Annotated in this window: 16 protein-coding genes; 5 read left to right on the top strand and 11 right to left on the bottom strand. The window is 58.0% G+C overall.

Annotated elements, in window-relative coordinates:
* Positions 1–59 precede the first annotated feature (59 nt).
* The 3 genes from ACWIKB_RS05450 to ACWIKB_RS05440 form a co-directional block, all read right to left on the bottom strand.
* Positions 60–1,361 (bottom strand): NAD(P)/FAD-dependent oxidoreductase, encoded by a 1,302-nt coding sequence (locus tag ACWIKB_RS05450; RefSeq protein WP_475265678.1) that lies wholly within the window; start codon positions 1,359–1,361, stop codon positions 60–62.
* Positions 1,358–2,446 carry a polyamine ABC transporter substrate-binding protein gene (locus ACWIKB_RS05445; RefSeq protein WP_475265677.1) on the bottom strand — a complete coding sequence of 363 codons (1,089 nt, stop codon included), beginning with the start codon at positions 2,444–2,446 and terminating at the stop codon, positions 1,358–1,360. Before ACWIKB_RS05445 ends, ACWIKB_RS05450 begins: the two co-directional genes overlap by 4 nt.
* 152 nt (positions 2,447–2,598) lie before the next feature.
* Positions 2,599–3,957, bottom strand: a complete 1,359-nt coding sequence (locus tag ACWIKB_RS05440) for a glutamine synthetase family protein (protein ID WP_475265676.1) — start codon at positions 3,955–3,957, stop codon at positions 2,599–2,601.
* A gap of 161 nt (positions 3,958–4,118) precedes the next feature.
* Between ACWIKB_RS05440 and ACWIKB_RS05435 the strand changes: the two genes are divergently transcribed.
* The 5 genes from ACWIKB_RS05435 (at position 4,119) to ACWIKB_RS05415 (ending at position 9,817) form a co-directional block, all read left to right on the top strand.
* Entirely contained in the window at positions 4,119–5,045 is a 927-nt protein-coding gene (locus ACWIKB_RS05435) for a helix-turn-helix domain-containing protein (RefSeq protein ID WP_475265675.1), read from the top strand.
* Positions 5,046–5,261: 216 nt separating this feature from the next.
* Complete coding sequence (locus tag ACWIKB_RS05430; RefSeq protein ID WP_475265674.1) at positions 5,262–6,464, top strand: alpha-xenorhabdolysin family binary toxin subunit A; 1,203 nt, start codon at positions 5,262–5,264, stop codon at positions 6,462–6,464.
* A gap of 27 nt (positions 6,465–6,491) precedes the next feature.
* Positions 6,492–7,535 (top strand): alpha-xenorhabdolysin family binary toxin subunit B, encoded by a 1,044-nt coding sequence (locus tag ACWIKB_RS05425; protein ID WP_475265673.1) that lies wholly within the window; start codon positions 6,492–6,494, stop codon positions 7,533–7,535.
* 139 nt (positions 7,536–7,674) lie between these two features.
* Positions 7,675–9,204 (top strand): sensor domain-containing diguanylate cyclase, encoded by a 1,530-nt coding sequence (locus ACWIKB_RS05420; RefSeq protein WP_475265672.1) that lies wholly within the window; start codon positions 7,675–7,677, stop codon positions 9,202–9,204.
* A 103-nt stretch (positions 9,205–9,307) separates the two neighbouring features.
* Positions 9,308–9,817 carry a cupin domain-containing protein gene (locus tag ACWIKB_RS05415; RefSeq protein ID WP_475265671.1) on the top strand — a complete coding sequence of 170 codons (510 nt, stop codon included), beginning with the start codon at positions 9,308–9,310 and terminating at the stop codon, positions 9,815–9,817.
* Positions 9,818–10,092: 275 nt separating this feature from the next.
* On the opposite strand, the gene ACWIKB_RS05410 is transcribed toward ACWIKB_RS05415, so the two are convergent.
* The 8 genes from ACWIKB_RS05410 to ACWIKB_RS05375 form a co-directional block, all read right to left on the bottom strand.
* Positions 10,093–10,695, bottom strand: coding sequence for a peroxidase-related enzyme (locus tag ACWIKB_RS05410; protein WP_475265670.1), 603 nt, complete (start codon positions 10,693–10,695; stop codon positions 10,093–10,095).
* Positions 10,695–11,216 (bottom strand): CMD domain-containing protein, encoded by a 522-nt coding sequence (locus ACWIKB_RS05405; RefSeq protein WP_475265669.1) that lies wholly within the window; start codon positions 11,214–11,216, stop codon positions 10,695–10,697. Before ACWIKB_RS05405 ends, ACWIKB_RS05410 begins: the two co-directional genes overlap by 1 nt.
* A 67-nt stretch (positions 11,217–11,283) precedes the next feature.
* Entirely contained in the window at positions 11,284–12,849 is a 1,566-nt protein-coding gene (locus ACWIKB_RS05400; protein ID WP_475265668.1) for an ABC transporter substrate-binding protein, read from the bottom strand.
* Positions 12,850–12,903: 54 nt separating this feature from the next.
* Positions 12,904–13,917, bottom strand: coding sequence for an ABC transporter ATP-binding protein (locus ACWIKB_RS05395; RefSeq protein ID WP_475265667.1), 1,014 nt, complete (start codon positions 13,915–13,917; stop codon positions 12,904–12,906).
* Positions 13,907–14,902 carry an ABC transporter ATP-binding protein gene (locus ACWIKB_RS05390; RefSeq protein ID WP_475265666.1) on the bottom strand — a complete coding sequence of 332 codons (996 nt, stop codon included), beginning with the start codon at positions 14,900–14,902 and terminating at the stop codon, positions 13,907–13,909. The genes ACWIKB_RS05395 and ACWIKB_RS05390 overlap by 11 nt, the downstream gene beginning before the upstream one ends.
* Positions 14,899–15,819: an ABC transporter permease gene (locus tag ACWIKB_RS05385; RefSeq protein WP_475265665.1), complete on the bottom strand. Its 921-nt coding sequence runs from the start codon at positions 15,817–15,819 to the stop codon at positions 14,899–14,901. The genes ACWIKB_RS05390 and ACWIKB_RS05385 overlap by 4 nt, the downstream gene beginning before the upstream one ends.
* Positions 15,816–16,790, bottom strand: a complete 975-nt coding sequence (locus tag ACWIKB_RS05380) for an ABC transporter permease (RefSeq protein WP_475265664.1) — start codon at positions 16,788–16,790, stop codon at positions 15,816–15,818. Before ACWIKB_RS05380 ends, ACWIKB_RS05385 begins: the two co-directional genes overlap by 4 nt.
* Positions 16,787–18,247: a SidA/IucD/PvdA family monooxygenase gene (locus tag ACWIKB_RS05375; protein WP_475265663.1), complete on the bottom strand. Its 1,461-nt coding sequence runs from the start codon at positions 18,245–18,247 to the stop codon at positions 16,787–16,789. The genes ACWIKB_RS05380 and ACWIKB_RS05375 overlap by 4 nt, the downstream gene beginning before the upstream one ends.
* Between the last annotated feature and the right edge of the window lie 118 nt (positions 18,248–18,365).

Genomic DNA, 18,365 nt, shown 5'->3' with positions numbered 1-18,365 from the left:
CGCCTTCGCGAGCAAGCCCGCTCCCACAGGGGTAAGGATTTTGCCGGGAGAATCGAGGGTTAACCGAGGATTTCGCGCAGGCGATACCAGAACATGCCGAGGGCCAGCAGCGGTGAACGCAGGGCGCGGCCACCGGGGAAGGTCATGTGCGGCACGGCGCTGAACACGTCGAAACCTTGGCTGTGCCCGGCGTGGATCGCTTCACCCAGCAGCTTGGCGCACCAATGAGTCACGTTCAGGCCGTGGCCGGAATAACCCTGAGCGTAGAACACGTTCGGGTGCTGGCTCAAGCGTCCGACCTGAGGGAAGCGATTGGCCGATATGCCGATCTTGCCGCCCCATTGGTAATCAATGCGCACGTTGGCCAGTTGCGGGAACACCTTGAGCATGGCCGGACGCATATAGGCCGCGATGTCCGATGGATCGCGCCCGGAGTAGTGACAGGCACCGCCGAACAGCAAGCGCCGATCCGCCGAGAGTCGGTAGTAATCCAGGCCGACTTTCTGGTCGCACAGCGCCAGGTTTTGCGGGATCAATTGCGCAGCGACTTCGGCTGACAGCGGTTCGGTGGCGATGATGTAGCTGCCAGCCGGGAGCACTTTGCCGCTGAGTTTCGGTTCCAGTTCTTCCAGATGCGCGTTGCAGCCCAGCACCACGCTGCCAGCGCGTATCGTGCCGCCGGCACAGCGAACCTGCACAGTGCTGCCGTGGATGATCTCCAGCACCGGGCTCTGTTCGAAGATCCGCACCCCAAGGGACTCCGCCAATCGAGCTTCGCCGAGGACCAAATTGAGCGGGTGCAAGTGGCCCGAGCCCATGTCGATCAAGCCACCGGCATAGACAGCGGAATTCACTACTTGCTGACGGATTTGTTCGGGGCCGACCAGGCGGGTTTCATGGGCGTATCCGGACTGAATCAAGTCAGCTTGCTCAGCCTTGAACGCTGCAAACTGAGCCGCCGTGTTGGCCAACTCACAGAAGCCCCAACGCAGGTCACAGTCGATCCCGTGTTCGCGTATCCGATCGCCCACCAGCGCCACGGACTCAACCCCGGCGCGCTCCATATAACGCACGCCTTCTACGCCGACATAGCGGGCGAACCCGCTGACGTCATGGCCAATCCCGCGAATCAACTGCCCGCCATTGCGCCCACTGGCGCCCCAGCCAATGCGCCGGGCCTCCAGCAGAATCACCGAGAGCCCGCGCTGTGCCAGTTCGATGGCGGTGTTGACCCCGGTAAACCCGCCGCCGATCACGCAGACATCGGCATCCAGATCCGAGGCCAGCGTGGGGTAGGGCGCCAGGCTTTTCGCCGTAGCGGCGTAATAAGAATGGGCGTGTTCATTGCTGTACCGATTCATTTATTGGACTTCACTTTGCTCCAGGAACGGGTCATCAGACGCATGATCGCCTGGGGCGGGGTGGTTGAAATGTAGAGTTTGTCGAGGACTTCCTGGGATGGGTAAACCTCAGGATTGCTCACCAACGCCACGTCCATGTATTGCTTGGCGGCCGGGTTCGGGTTGGCGTAACCCACCGAAGCGCTGACCTTGGCGATCACTTGCGGGTCTAGCAAGTAATTGATGAAGGCATGGGCTTCTTTCGGGTTAGCGGCATCGGCGGGCACCGCCAACAGGTCAAACCACAAGTTACTGCCTTCCTTCGGGATAGCGTAGGCGATGTTCACGCCGTTCTTCGCTTCCTTGGCGCGGTTGGCGGCCTGGAACACGTCGCCGGAGTAACCGAAGGCCACGCAGATATCGCCGTTGGCCAGGTCCGACACGTATTTGGAAGAGTGGAAGTAGGTGATGTAAGGGCGGATGCTCAACAGCTTGGCTTCGGCTTTCTTGAAGTCTTCCGGGTTTTCGCTGCGCGGGTCCATGCCCATGTAGTTGAGGATCGCCGGGAACACTTCATCCGCCGAGTCCATCATCGACACGCCGCACTGGCTGAGTTTCTTGATGTTCTCCGGTTCAAACAGCACCGCCCAGGAATCGATGTGATCGATACCCAGCACTTGCTTGACCTTGTCGACGTTGTAGCCGATGCCGTTGGTGCCCCACAGGTACGGCACCGAGTGCGCATTCTCCGGATCGTTTTTCTCCAGCAGCGCGAGCAGTTTCGGGTCGAGGTTCTTGAAGTTCGGCAGTTGCGAGCGGTCCAGCTTAAGGAACGCGCCAGCCTTTACCTGGCGAGCGAGGAAGTGGTTGGACGGCACCACCACGTCATAACCGGTGCGTCCGGCGAGCAGTTTGCCTTCCAGGGTTTCGTTGGAGTCGAAGACGTCGTAGATCACCTTGATCCCGGTTTTGCCCTGGAAGTCGGCGAGGGTGGTTTCGCCGATGTAATCGGTCCAGTTGTAGACGCTGACCTGTGGCTGAGCCTGGGCACCGGCACTGAACATGATCGCCAGCGCGACCGGAACCACGGATTTCAATAGACGCATTCGACACCTCTTTGAGTTATTGGATTATTCAGGCGTTGGCAATTTCCCCTTGTGGGAGCGGGCTTGCTCGCGAAAGCGGTGTGTCAGTCGACATCTGTATTGACTGTGCCGCCGTCTTCGCGAGCAAGCCCGCTCCCACAGGGTGATGCGGTTTAGACGCTCAGCAACAGGAATTCCCGCTCCCAGGAGCTGATCACGCGCTTGAAGTTTTCATGCTCGGCACGCTTCACCGCGACATACCCGCGCACGAATTTGCTGCCCAGGTAACGCCCGACGGTTTCGCATTCTTCCATCTGGGTCAGGGCGTCTTCGATGGTGATTGGCAGGCGCAGGTTGCGACGCTCATAGGCGCGGCCCTGCACCGCAGCGCTCGGCTCGACCTTCTCGACCATGCCCAGGTAACCGCACAACAGACTCGCGGCAATCGCCAGGTACGGGTTGGCGTCGGCGCCGGGCAAACGGTTTTCTACGCGCATGGCGTCCGGAGTCGAGGTCGGCACACGCAGGCCGACGGTGCGGTTTTCTTCGCCCCATTCGACGTTCACCGGCGCCGAGGTGTCCGGCAGGAAGCGGCGGAACGAGTTCACGTTCGGCGCAAACATCGGCAGCACTTTTGGGATGTACTTTTGCAGGCCGCCGATGTGGTGCAGGAACAACTCGCTCATTTTGCCCTCGGCATCAGCGAAGATCGGCTGGCCGGTGACGATATCCACCACGCTCTGGTGCAAGTGCATGGCGCTGCCCGGCTCGTCGCCAATCGGCTTGGCCATGAAAGTCGCGGTGACGTTGTGCTTGAGCGCCGCTTCGCGCAGGGTACGCTTGAACACGGTGATCTGGTCTGCCAGGTCGAGGGCGTCGCCGTGACGGAAGTTGATTTCCATCTGTGCCGGGCCGTCTTCGTGGATTAACGTGTCGAGGTCCAGGCCCTGGAGTTCACACCAGTCGTAGACGTCTTCAAACAGCGGATCGAATTCGTTGGCGGCGTCGATGGAGAACGACTGCCGACCGCTTTCCGCGCGACCGGAACGGCCCAGCGGCGCCTTGAGCGGCAAGTCCGGGTCTTCGCAGCGTTGGGTCAGGTAGAATTCCATTTCCGGCGCGACAATCGGCTTCCAGCCTTTATCGGTGTAGAGCTGCAGGACTTTCTTCAGCACGTTGCGCGGCGACAATTCGATCGGGTTGCCGAACTTGTCGAAGGTGTCGTGAATGACGATGGCGGTCGGCTCGATGGCCCATGGAATCACGTAGACCGCGTCGGCGACCGGGCGACAGATCATGTCGATGTCGGCCGGGTCGAGCAGGTCGTAGTAGATGTCGTCGTCGACAAAATCCCCGGTTACTGTTTGCAAAAGCACACTTTCCGGCAGGCGCATGCCTCGCTCATGCAGGAACTTGTTAGTGGGTGCAATCTTGCCGCGAGCGATACCGGTCAAGTCGCTGACCACACACTCGACCTCAGTAATCTTGTGATCTTTCAGCCACGTGAACAGCTGATCGAAAGGGACATTCATAAAGACCTCGTTATTGGTTTTGGTAACGCCGGGGAGGGCGGTCGCATCCGACAGACACTTCCCCTGAAGCGCGTTGACGACTATCTTGGGCGAGCCTTGCGGTTCCATCTATCCACTTTAAGCAGCACCAAAACGCACCAAACGAGTGCGTAAGGTCACCCATGACAGTGTGCAATCCGTTACAAGTCCAAGCGTTCAACACCGCCGATGTCGCCGAACAAATACGCGCCACACCGGGTTGGGTGCAGCATTACCAGCAGATGTCGCCGGGGCATTTCGCCGGGCTGGTGCGCTATCTGGACCTGCAGGGCGTGGAGATTTACGAAGAGCATATGAATACCCGGGTCGAGCAGAATTTCAGTGCGCCCCAAGGCTCGCTGGCGTTCTGTTTCGATCGCAGCGACAACTCGCTGTATGTGCTGAATGGCGAAAGTCGCAACATCTGGATCACCCCGGAGAACTACCAGGAAATCGCCGTGGTGTTCGGTCCGGAGTTCGTCCAGCGCCATGGCTTGAACGTGGCGCGGCTCGAAGGCCTGTTCATGTCGGCGCTCAATTGCCAGCAGAACGCGCTGTTCAGCCGTTGGCTAAGCACCACCTTGACCCGACTGACGCAGACGCTCGATCCGCCCAGCCGTGAGGCGTTGACCTTGCAACTGCTGGAAGACTGCCTGTACATCCTCGACAACGCGTGCGTGCGCCTGGACCGCGGCGGCTTGCAGCGGCGTGCCGAAGAACGGACGATCATGAAGCGAGTAGGGGAGTGGGCCGCCGATGCGCCGGAAGAAACCCTCAACCTGCTGGAGCTTTCCCAAGTGGCGGGGGTGTCGTTGCGTCAGTTGCAGCATGCATTCAAGGCGTTTACCGGCATGACGCCGACCCACTGGTTGCGTCTGCGTCGGCTCAATAGTGCTCACCGTGAACTGCTGAGCCGCACAACCATGGAAACTACCGTCGCCGAAGTGGCGATGCACTGGTCGTTCTGGCATTTGGGACGGTTTTCCAGTAGTTATCACGCGTTGTTCAAAGAGTTGCCCAGTGAAACGCTCAAGCGTGGAAGTCGAGTGACGAGATATAACGCAACCTGATTAACAAATAGATATCCACTAATCCTTGTCTGTAGGACACGTCTTGCAAATGTAGCTCGATGTTTCCAGATTGCTTGTGCCTCTGGCAAATATCGTTACTAATCAATCACCTGAAGATTTATATAACCCATCAAGTGATTTGACGCAGCACGAAGGTCATCTAGTTTCAGTTCGTCGATACAACGGGTGTATCGAACATATTGAACCGAGGCGAACATGATGACTGTTCAGTTGAAAGATGCAGAAGTAAGCAACGATCTTCCCAAAGCCGTGCTCCATTTGATTTCGGGTGAGTACCCTGGTGTTGCGCGCAGCGCCGGGGTATTTACCAAAGAAGATGTCATCAAGATCAAAGAGTATGTGAAAAAGGGACTCTCCCTGCCGAGTGAATTGCCAGAAGTTGAGTCCTACTTGAAATATACCAAACTGGATATTCCCGGACTGGAGCCCAGTGATGTTCAGGTGTTGTTCAAGAAAATCCGGATCCATGCCGCCAGTTGGGATGCAGTCGAAAACAAAATCGTCCAGCAAAGTATCGACTTGAGTTCTGCGGCTAAAAACATTGTCAGCAGTGGCGGTGAGATCATTTCTGTGATTAAAGAAATGCCCATCATGGAGCGGGTGAGAACCACCCTGGGCCAGTTGAGTAACCATGATCTGGAGGGCATCAGATACACCTCTGACGACGGTGAAGTCGCGTCTGCCGTGACTGAAATCATCGAACTGATGAAAGTCGATATCAAACGCCAGCAAAGCGCGACGAAGGAACTCAAGGACCGCATCTCTAACTTCAGGATTGAGCTGGCTGGCGGCGAACTGTCGAGCGGCAAACGAGTCTTTGGCTTGCAGTCCGAGGTCAAGAGCAAGTATGACTTGATGGAGCGAAACAGCTTGCTCGAATCCATCGCGAGCACCAAAGAAACCATTCGCTCCAAGAAAGACCGGATCACGCAGTTGGATAAGGACTACGACTATTACGTCGGCATGTCGTTTTCCGGTGGTTTGCCAATCTTCTGGCCTATTTCGGGCTCTATCTTCGGCCCGAAAGCAGAAACGGCCCGCAAAGAACGCAATAAGCTCAAGACCGAGGTGGATGACCTGGAGTTGTCCGTCAGTGGCAAGGAAGGCTTGCAGAGTGCCATGGAAAGTTCCCTGTCGAACTTTGGCGATATCGGTATCCGCATGGCCGGCGCGGAAGCCGCACTCAATATATTGAATACGATGTGGCAAACCATCCTGAGCAAGATTGATTCATCGGCCGAGCAGTTCGAGCGCATCAACGATGCCTTGCGCCTGACGTCATTCGTTGCCGAATTTGCAATGGTGATTGACCCGTGGCGCGATGTGAAAAACACCGCCGGTGAACTGGTGGCTGTATTTAATGAAGCGCTGGACGAATACAAAAAGAACTTCAACTGATTACCCGGCAACCAAAGGATGACTGCCATGAATAATGTGACACCGATCGACACCCAGCTTATCCCCGACATTGATGTTAAAAAAATCATTCAAACCATTCGCGATATCTCGAGACTCGCCAGTTTCAGGCAGGACCGGTCTGACGTATTGCAGGAACGGGCACAGCGAATCGCCGCGTATTTGAACAACATTGATAAAACCATGCGCGAATCTTTCCCGGTGCTGCTGACGGCGCTCAATAGCGCTTCCGGGCAAAGCTATTTTGAGGCCCTCGCGGAATTGAACAACGCCTTGGCCCGGAACGATTTGACGGCGAAGGATCGGGAGATGGTCAGCGAAGAAGTCTCGAATATCAAACGCAACATCGAATCGATGCTGGAAGGGGTGGAGGCAAAGTTTACCGACCGCTCGCGATTTCTTGAGAACGAAGTGCGCAGCTTATATAAGGTCGAAATTGATGAGCGAGCAGATGAGCCACTGAAAGTAACCAGGGACCGCAAAGCCAGAATTCTGCTGACCTTGAATGATCACACCCTGAGCAAAGCGCAATGTGAGGTGCAGCGAGACGCACTGATCAAGGCGCAGGATGTGATACGCGAGTTCAACCTGGCCGAGATGTATAAAAACTACATCCCTGACGGTGAAGCGCTTGATGGCCTGGACATCGAAAATCCAAAAAAAGAAGCGGTGAAGCAGGGGATCGAACTGGTCAGGAAAGTGCTGGGGGTTGTGTCCGCCGGCATTAAATACAGCGAACTCGCGACCTCACGGAACAATCTGGACAAGGAAATCCAGAGCCTGACGTTGTTGATGGAAGGGCTGAACCATGAGCTTCAGATTGCCGAAGATGCGCTGTCCGATATCACTGCCGTCGTGGAAATCAGTCGTCAACGCAAAGTGGTTGGCGAGGAAATCATTTCAGTGGTTGGTGTGTGGCTGGGTTTTTCAACAAGTCTCGATCAATTGAAAAACACCGATTACACCCAGGCCGAACTGTCCAGATTTCTGAATCGATACAAAACCCATCTGCAGGTACTGACCACTGACTACAACAGCATCATGATCCACTAACGAGCAAGGTGCGGCTGATCATGCGTGATTCTGCCGCACCCGGATCGCCTGTAACTCAAGCATTTCAAGTGTTCCGCTGTTAGAAGGCGCTTATACTGCGCGGGCCTTTAACCAACCTGTTAACAGCCTCGGAATTCCCTTGATACGCGACCTTCGACTTGCCACGTTGCTGACCGCCCTGGTGTGTATCTCCATGGTGCTGATGACTGCCTGGCAGATCTGGACTTCCCGTCAAAGCACATTGGGGGATATCCAGACCGATACATTGAATCTGACCAACGCCCTGAACACATATACCGAAGGCACGTTCAAGCAAAGTGAACTGGTGTTGCTGGGGCTCACCGAACGGATCGAGCGAGACGGCACCGGCCCACAGCAACTCGAGCGCCTGAGAACGCTGGTCGCGCAAGAGATGCAAGCGCTGTCGCAATTGAACAGCGTGGTGCTGTATGACGCCAACGGCGACTGGATATTCTCGACCAACAATCCGGTGCCATCGGGCAGCAATAACGCCGATCGAATGTTCTTCAAACATCATCGCGACGATCCCGATCGCGGCCTGTTCATCGGTCCGGCGATCCTCAGTCGTGCTACCGGCGTGTGGGTCATTTCAGTCAGTCGGCGTATCGATCGTCCGGACGGAAGTTTTGCCGGGGTCATCGCGGCAACCATCAGCCTCGAGCACTTCCTCAAGCTTTATCGAACCATTCACGTCGGGCAATTTGGTGCGATCAGTTTGACCACGTCTGAAGGCCGGCTGCTGGTCAGATACCCTTTCAAGGAAGAAGACGTCGGCCTGGATTTGTCGCCGGCACCGATCTTTTCGCAGGCCTTGCGCAAAGCGTCATCGGGCAGTGTGGATTTCGTTTCGAAAGTCGATGGCATTCACCGTATCTACGCCTTTAAAAGAAGTGATCAGTACCCTTTTGTGACCACGGTAGCGGTAGGGCAGAGGGAGGCGATGCAAGGGTGGTGGAACCAGACAGAGCAATCGGTCGCAGTGGTCACTGTGCTGCTGGGACTGCTGATCGCGTTGGGACGTCGGTTGATCTCCCATATCAATCGGCGAATCGGCGCCGAGAAAAAGCTGCGCACCACCCAGACCGAATTGATCGAACTCAACCATACGCTGGAGATTCTGGCCAGCGAGGACAAGCTGACGGGTTTGGCCAATCGTCGGCATTTCGATCAATTCCTCGAGGTCGAATTCAGGCGCGCCAAACGACTGGGCAGCCCGTTGTCATTGATCCTGATTGATGTGGATTTTTTCAAGCGTTACAACGACCACTATGGACATCTCGCTGGAGATGAATGCCTGCGAATCATCAGCCAGACGATCAAGCGTTGCGTACGGCGTCCTGGTGATATGGCCGCACGCTATGGCGGTGAAGAGATTGCCGTAGTGATGCCGAATACGGATGCAGCGGGCGCCCGCTCGGTAGGCGAAGCCATTTTGCTAGGCATGAAGGATGAGCAACTTGCGCATGTGACCAGTCCTTTCGGGATCGTGACGATCAGTCTAGGGTTGGCAACTTATGTGTCTTATGAAGGTGATAGCGATGAAAAAACGCTGATCGAAAAAGCCGATCGCGCGCTTTATTCAGCAAAATCCCAAGGCAGAAATCGCCTGAATATAGCTGTAGAAGGAGTGCAGGGCGCGCATGTTTGAGAATGTTAATATTCGATATATTTATAACTACACTAAATGACCGTTTAGTTTAGTTATTAAAAGAATCGTAATATCGGCCTTCATTACAGAGGAAGGATACCGGATGACACACAGCCAACCCAATGCTCGAGAACTGATCGCGGCACTCGAACTGGAACGCCACGTGGAAGGCGGTTACTACCGCAGAACCTTTCAATCGGATCAACGCGCGATGGTCGAGACCAAAGGTGGCCAGCGCTATTTGATGACGTCCATTTATTACCTGCTGACCAAGGATTCGCCCATTGGTCATTTCCATTTCAACCAATCCGACATCGTCCATTATTACCATCTGGGCGATGGAATTCAGTACAGCCTTATTTTCCCGGACGGCACATTGAAAACCGTGGTGATGGGCAGCGACGTTGTTGCCGGTGAATGCTTGCAGCTGCATGTACCTGGTGGTGTCTGGAAAGCTTCGCAGCTTAAGGATGGGTCTGCGGGTTACGGCCTGATCAGTGAAGCGGTTTCGCCAGGGTTTGATTTTGCGGATATGGAAATGGGCGACAGGCAGAAACTCACGGAACAGTTTCCCGAGCATTCAGCGCTGTTTGAAAAGCTGACGCAGGAGTAACGGCTTGTGTGGGCTTGAGTGGGCAATGGTTCATTCAAGCAATGAGCCTTGCGTGGACAGCAGCGTTCTGTGGGCAACCAGGCTAATCCTGAAACATCTTGTTACGTGTAATGTATATTATGTTAAATCACGTATTACCCTATAGCTGCGCATAGTGTCAGCCTCCTTCTCCCTATTCAGTGATACGAACACAATAATCCGCATCAGGATTTGTATGACGCATCAAAAATGTAGCCACGCTCAGGTTTATCCAACATGCAAACGCGGCCATTTGTTCAGCTTGATGGGCGATATGGCGCGGTAAACACTGGCTCACCCAGATTCAACATCAATCGATTGGCCCAGGCGAAAATCGAGATCGCATGGATCAGGTCCAGGACCTGTGCGTCGTCCAGCCCTTGATTGCGCAGCGCATGAATGTGACTTGCGTTCAGCGACGCCGGCGCCAGTGTCAGGTCGATGGCGAACTGCACAATGGCCTTCTCGCGATCGGTCGTGCCTGCGGTTGCAGGGTCGGCAAACACCTCGGCGATCACATCGTTGCGCTTGGCCAGTTGCTCGAACCGTTGCGCATGCACCGAGGCGCAATACACGCACCGATTGATCCGCGATACGACCGTACTCGCCAGTTCGCGCTCGGCGCGGGATAAACCGCCCGGAGCATACATGATGGCGTTGAACGCCTGGGAACGCTGGCGAAGGATGTCCGGGTGGTGGGCCAGCGTCAGGTAGTAGTCCGACGTCTTGGCCTGCGGGTGACTCTCTTGCAGTACGGCCACTTGCTCGAGCGTGGCGCTATTCAAATCGACAGTAGGCAACCAGGCTTTCCAGCCCAGCACTTCGTTGGTGAATCCATTGCTGCGAATAAGCTCGCTCATCAGGCTGCTCCAGCGGACAGTAACGCGCCGAGCCCGGCGGCCAGACGCACTTGATAGGACAAGAAGGCAATCAACTGCGCCAGTACGACGATTTCAGCGGTGCTCAGGCCCTCATGTTGAAGCGCTTGCAACGCTGCTTGATCGCCGTGGACCGGGGATTCGATCAAGGTGCGGGTAAATCCAAGAATCGCTTGCAGGCGCGAATTTTCCAGTGTTTCGAGGGCTGCGGAATCGACGGCCTCGCGCACGGTTTCATCCAGGCCTGACGCTTGCAACTGCGCCAGGTAGTGCGCAGCCAACGTTGCGTGCGGTGTCAGCCGCGCCGCGAAGTAAGCCACCCACAAGCGCTCACTCAATGACAGGTTGTTTTCCAGTGCCTGATCAAAAAACAAATCGTGGCTACCCTGTGTCGCCGAGGCGACCTTCTCCCTGGCATCGCGCACGGCGTGCAGTTGCGTTCCGGGCTGGATGCCCAGCACGCTATTGAGCAAATCGGCATTGGGTTCAACGGTCGAGGTCATGACAAATCCTGTAAGGCTGTTGGCGGACATTGCGCGCAGAGCCTGGCAGGCCCTGGCGCACACCGATTCAAGGTTGTTCGGTGACCATCGTCGCGGCCGTGCGGTCGCTGACCAGCGGCTCGACTTTCAGGCCTTTGCGAGCGGCCCAGATGTTCTGGTAATGGAACAGCGGAATGATGCCGACGTCGTCACTGACCACCTTGACCGAGTCCTGGAGGATCTTGCGGCGCTTGCCTTCATTAAACTCGGCGGTCGAATCCACCAGCGCCTTGTCCACCAGCGGATTGCTGTAATGACCCCAGTTGGAGGCGCCCTGCCCTTTGCTGCTGTCCACCGTGGTCAGGATGTTGGTCAGCGCATATGCGGCTTCGCCGGTGCCGTTACCCCAGGCAATCACACTGATCGCCAATTCATTTTTATTGGCCTTGCCGGCATACACCGCCCACGGCAACACTTCGAGCTGTACCTTGACGCCGATCCGCGACCAGAACTGCGCCACCGCTTGCAGCGCTTCCGGCGCCTGCGGATAGCGATCGCCCGGCACATGCACGGTCAATTGGAAGCCGTCGGGGAAACCGGCCTGCGCCAGCAGTTCCTTGGCCTGTTTCGGGTCGTACGGGATGTTCTTCACGTCCGGGTTGTAGCCGAAAGTGTTGGCCGGCATCCATTGATTGGCCTCGGTGACGGTGCCTTGCATGATGCGTTCATCGATGGCCGGGCGGTTGATCGCCAGGGACAGCGCCTTGCGCACCCGCACATCACGTAGCGGGTTTTCCGCCAGCGGCTTGCCAGCGTTGTCACGAATGAACTCATTGGGGCCTTCGCGGAAACTTGGCTGGATAATCAGCGCACGCAAGCCTTGATAGGCGTAGACATTGACGCTCGGGGTCTTGCGCAGACGCTCGACATCCGTGGGCGATACCTTGTCGATCACGTCCACGTCACCGGCGAGCAGCGCGGCTGTGCGGTTAGCGGCGTTGGCGATAAAGCGATAGTCGACCTTGTCCCAGGTTGGCTTGGCCCCCCAATAGGTCTCATTGCGCTCGAAGATCGTCCGGTCACCCGGCACGTAGGACACGAAACGGTACGGCCCCACGCCCACCATGGCCTTGCCCGAGTTGTAGTCGGCGCTGCTGGCATTGGCGCCGGCATGACGGCTGACGATGTAGATCGAGTCCACGTCCGGCAGCAGGTTCGCGTTCGGCGTGCGGGTCTTGATGATCAGCGTGTGATCGTCCTTGGCCGTCACCGATTCCACCGTGCGAGTGGCCCCGGCATAGGACGCCACGCTGCCCGGCACATTGCGAGCGCGCTCGAACGAAAACACAAAGTCATCGGCGGTCAGCGGCGTACCGTCCTGCCATTTCACGTCGTCACGCAGGGCGAATTCCCAGGTCGTGTCATCGATGACTTTCCAGCTCTTGGCCAGGCCCGGCAGGGTTTTGTCGTCGCGGCGATTGACCAGCGATTCGAAGGCATGCAGCGCCACCGAGCGGTCACCGGCGTAGTTGTTGAGTTGCGGATCGAGCGACGACACGGGGTCGGCGTAACCGATGCGCAGGGTCTGCGCGGCAGCACTGCCGGCCGCCAGGATAAGCGCCGAGGCTAACAGTGAACGAACAAATGGATTCATCGGTGATTCCTTGTACGCAATGGCAATGGGCATGAGGAGCGTCAGCGCGCTCGTTCAAAAATGGTCGTTGAGGTGACACGCACTCAGGTGGTTCGGCGAAACCTCCCTGAGTGCCGGAACTTCGTTGCGACAGCGCGCGGTGGCGTGCGGGCAACGAGGATGGAAATGACACCCGGCGGGCGGGTTCAGCGGGCTGGGGATTTCCCCTTGGATCGCTTCATAACGGGTGCTGCGGACATCGAAGCGCGGGATCTGCGCCAACAATGCTTGGGTGTAGGGATGGTTGGCGCGGGCAAACAGGTCATCGACCGACGCACTCTCGACCACTCGCCCCAGGTACATCACCACGACCCGGTCGCACAAGTGCTCGACGACGCCTAGATCATGGCTGATGAACAGATAGGTCAGGCCCAGCTCGTCGCGCAGGTCCATGAACAGATTGAGAATCTGCGCCTGAATCGACACGTCCAGTGCCGCCACGGACTCATCGCAGACCAACAATTGCGGCTGCACCGCCAGCGCCCGGGCAATGCCGATGCGTTGACGTTGACCGCCACTGAACTGATGCGGGTAACGCTGACGCAATTGAGGGCTGAGCCCGGCCCGTTGCAGCTGCGCACTGACGTAATCGTCGAAGCCCTGCTTGTCGGTCAAGCCGTGCAACAACGCGCCCTCGCCGACGATACGGTCGACCCGCAGACGCGGATTGAGGCTCGACGACGGGTCCTGAAAGATCATCTGCACCTTCAGGCGTACAGCCTGACGCTCATCCACCGTCAGGTTGTCGAGGGATTTGCCGTCCACCCACGCCGTGCCCGATGACACCGGCAGCAGCCCCGCCACCATGCGCCCGAGGGTTGATTTGCCACAGCCGGATTCACCGACCAGCCCAACCACTTCGCCACGGTTGATGCGCAGGTCCACCCTATCAACCGCATGGGTCACTGGCTTGGGACGCGTCAGATGAGCACGTTGCAGCCAGTGCTGGATCGAATGCTCAGGCACTGATTTACCGAACGTCTTGCTGACCTGACACAGCTCTATAAGAGGAATTTGATCAGTACGCATCAGCGGCTCCCGGGTGAAAACAACGAACCGTCTGGCCGGGCAAGATCTCGCGAGGTTCAGGTTCCTGCGCACAGAGCGCCGACGCTCGACTGCAGCGTTCGGCGAACGCACAGCCTGTCGGCATCGAGGACAGGTCCGGCGCCATCCCGGGAATCTGCCGCAAACGCTCACCGCGTTTGTTACGGCTCGGCAGGCTGTTGATCAGGCCTTGGGTGTAGGGGTGTTGCGGACGATCGAGCACATCAGCGACCGGGCCTTGTTCGACGATGCGCCCGGCGTACATCACCGCCACGTCGTCGGCCAGCCCGGCCACCACTGACAGGTCATGGGTAATCCAGATCAGCGAGGTGCCCTGCTCGCGCACCAGTTTCTGCACTTCACTGAGGATTTGCGCCTGGATCGTCACGTCCAGCGCGGTGGTCGGCTCATCCGCAATGATCAGGTCAGGCGAATGCAGCAGTGCAATAGCAATAGCCACCCGCTGACGCATGCCACCGGACAACTGATGGGGAAAAGCGCGCAGACGCTCTTCAGGGCTGGCGATGCCCATCAGCGCCAAGGTGCGACTGGCGTGTTCACGGGCGTCGCGCCTGCTCAATGGACGATGGGCCCGCACTGCTTCGATCATTTGAGTGTCGACCCGCAGCACCGGGTTGAGCGTCATCATCGGGTCCTGGAAAATCATTGCTATCCGATTGCCTTGTATCGCGCGCAGTTGGGACGCCGACAATTTTGTGAGATCACGCCCCTTGTACAACACCTGGCCGCCACTGATACGGCCGGGCTCATCCACCAGCCCGAGGATGGAAAATCCGGTCACCGACTTACCCGACCCCGACTCGCCCACCAGGCCCAGGATTCGACCCGGCTGAACGTGTAGCGACAGATCACGCACCGCCGGCAACACGCCGGCCCGGGTGTAGAACGAGGTGCACAGGCCGCGCACCTCCAAGGTTGGCAGCAACGGCATTTCAGGCAGGCTCATCGCTGCAACCTCGGATTCAGAACATCCCGCAATCGGTCACCAACCAGATTGATCGCGACGATGGTGATCAACAGCGCCAGCCCCGGAAACAGGCTGATCCAGTATTCGTTGCTGAGCATGTACTGGAAGCCGTTGGCGATCAGCAGGCCCAGGGACGGTTCCGTGACCGGCACCCCCAGACCGAGAAACGACAAGGTCGCTTCCAGGGTAATAGCGCGGGCGATCTGCAAGGCGCCGATGACAATCAACGGTGGCAGGCAATTGGGCAGGATGTGCCCGATGACAATGCGCAACGGACCAATGCCCTGCCCCCGCGCGGCGTCGACGTATTCGCGGCGGCTTTCGGTCAATGCCTGACCGCGGGCGGTGCGGGCGTAATAGGCCCATTCCAGCAGGACTAACGTGAGCATCACGTTGCCGACGCCCTTGCCCAGCCAGGCGAGGATCATCAGGGCCATGAGGATCACCGGGAACGACAGCAGCAAGTCCACCAAGCGCATCAACAACGCATCGACCCAGCCACCGACATACGCCGACACCAGGCCCAGTAAAGTGCCGATCAATGCCGCGATCAACGCCGAACCGATCCCGACCCACAAACTGATGCGCAAGCCATACAGGATCGCCGAAACCAGGTCGCGGCCCTGGCCATCGGTGCCGAGCCAATAGGTGTAGCCGCTGTCCATATTGACGCTGCCCGGTGCCAGGCGTGCATCCAGTACGTTGAGCTGCATCAGGTCATAGGGGTTCTGCACCACGATCCACGGCGCAGAAATCGCGACCAGCACGATGGCCAACAACAGCAGCAGCGCGATGACTGCCGTCGGCGAACTCATGAACTCGACGGACACCCGACGCCACGGCGACTGGGCCTGCAAACCCACGCTGACCGTTGTGGTTTTTTGAATGGCGTTCATCGGCTGGCCTCGATGCGGACGCGAGGGTCCAGCAGGTAATACAAGCTGTCGACAATCAGGTTGAGCACCACGAAGATCACCACGACCACCATCAGATAGGCGACCACCACTGGCCGATCCAGCGTGTTGATGCTGTCCAGAATCAGCTTCCCGGCGCCAGGCCAGGAAAAGATGCTTTCGGTGACCACGGCGTAGGCAATGGTCGAACCCAGCTCCATCGCCAGCACCGTGACCAGCGGAATCATGGTGTTGCGCATGACGTGCATGCACATCACCCGCATCGGCGAGAGGCCCTTGGCCCGTGCGAATTTAACGAACTCTTGTGGCAGTACTTCCCGGACACCGGCGCGGGTCAGGCGCAATACCAGCGAGATTTTGAACAGCGCCAGGTTCAGCGCAGGCAACAGCAGATGTTGCAGGCCATCAAGGGTCAGCCACGACCACTGCACCCCCAGCCACTCACGGGTATCGCCCCGCCCACTGGCGGGCAGCCAGCCCAATTTGATCGAGAACAACATGATCATCATCAACGCCACCCAGAACGCGGGCAGTGAGAAGCCCACAATGCTGCAGGCCATCATCAGGCGCGAGAACGGGTGATCAGGATAGGCGCCGGCAAACATGCCCAAAGGCACGCCAATCACCACGGCCAGGAACAGCGCGCTGAACGCCAATTCGAACGTGGCTGGCAGTCGTTGCAGAATCAGGCGCATGGCGTCTTCGTGATAGACAAAACTCTGCCCCAGGTTGCCGTGGACCGCGCCCTTGAGAAAAACCAGGTATTGCGCCCACAGCGGCTGGTCCAGCCCCAGGTGGGCGATGGCCTGCAAGCGTTCGGCTTGATTGAGGTCTTCGCCCACCAGGATGTCCATGGGATTGCCAATGGCATTCAGGCCGATAAACACCACGAGGGTCATCAGCACAATCACCAGCAGCGACTGAGCTAATCGTCGCAGCGCCCAGCCGATCATTGCCGCAGCTCTTCAGCAGTCGGCTGGCTGACCACCCATTCATCGCCAAGCAGTTCGGGGTCTGCGTAGCTGCGCATGGACTCGAAATGCAACGCGATGTCGTCGGTGAACAATTGGCCAACCAAGGCGTGCGCCAGGCGTTTGGAGCCTTCGCTGATGGCCGGGATATCCCCGGACACTGCGCCATAGGTCAGAGCGGCGGGATAGCTGAAGCAATGGATATGGTTCAGGCCCGGGCAACTGCCGGGTGTCTTTTCCTGGAATTCGAAATGGTTGCCCAAGTCCGGCAATTCCGACATTTCGGCATCGCGCTCCGTGGACGGCGCCTCGAAGCGATCCCGCCAGACGCGAATGTGCGAAGAGAACGGCGCGAACTCAGGGCGCTGCTGAAAGTCAGTGCGGAACCCGGTGGCGAACACCAGAAAATCCACTTCGATCCGGGCATTGGCCGTGTGCAGCCACAGGCCACCGGGAGGGTTTTCTTCCACCGAGACCACCGGGCTGTTCAACAGGAACCGCGCCCTGCCCGAGCTCGACACTCTGAGTGTACTGCTCCGTGGCGGCGGTACTTGCTGCTGATTGAGGTAGTTGCGAATCCGCCATTTCCAGGCATCCGGCAAACGCCAATAACCGTGGATCATCCCCGGATTACCGGCGCCCTTGCCTTTGTTGATGCGTGGCAGCTCGGCGCGGCGGATCAACAGATCGACCCGCGTCGCGCCAGCTTCCAGCGCAGTGGCGGCACTGTCCATGGCGGACGCCCCGCCACCGATGACCGCGACGCGCTTGCCTTCAAACCATGCATCCTGCAAACCGTCCGCCGAATGCGCCCAAAGATGACCCGGTAACTGCTGAGCGAACTCAGGCACCCAGGGGCCGCCCAGCCCGTCGCGCCCGGTGGCAAGCACGACATGACGCGCCAACAGATGATGCGTCTGCGTGGTCGTCGCGACCGCCAGTTCAACCAACCCGTCGGCCCTTGGCGCAACCCGGCTGACACGATGTTCGTTGCGCACGTCCAGCGCCAGGACCTTGCGATACCAGCGCAGGTAGTCGGCCCATTGCAGACGCGGGATTTTGTCCAGCGTGACCCAGCCCTCGGTGCCGAATTGTGCTTCGAACCAGGCGCGAAAAGTCAGCGCAGGCAACCCGAGTGCCGGGCCGGTCAGGTGTTTGGGTGAGCGCAAAGTTTCCATGCGGGCGGTGGTCGCCCAAGGTCCTTCGAAGCCTGTCGGCGACTGATCGAAAATCACCGCAGCGACACCGAGATGGCGCAACTCGGCGGCAAGTGCCAGGCCGGCCATGCCGCCGCCGATGATCGCCACGTCGAGCACCGGCGCACCTTCGCGCAGACGCGGCTTGACCCAGGGAGTGGCCGGAAGGTCGAGCCAGGCCAAGTCTTGGCGCAAGCGTGCTTCGAGTGCCGCGAGACCGGCGGGTGGGTTTACATCGGACATTGATCGCTACTCGATGATGATCGAGAGCAAATCACTCGACCCTTGATTCTCAAAAAGCCTCAGCAGCGACTAAAAATGAATTCTTAGTGCTTATGAATGCTTAAAGTGAATACTAAAA

It is taken from the genome of Pseudomonas sp. 5Vm1k (assembly GCF_056161485.1).
Note: the sequence above shows the minus strand (reverse complement) of the source record. Positions and strands in the feature narration are given on the sequence as shown.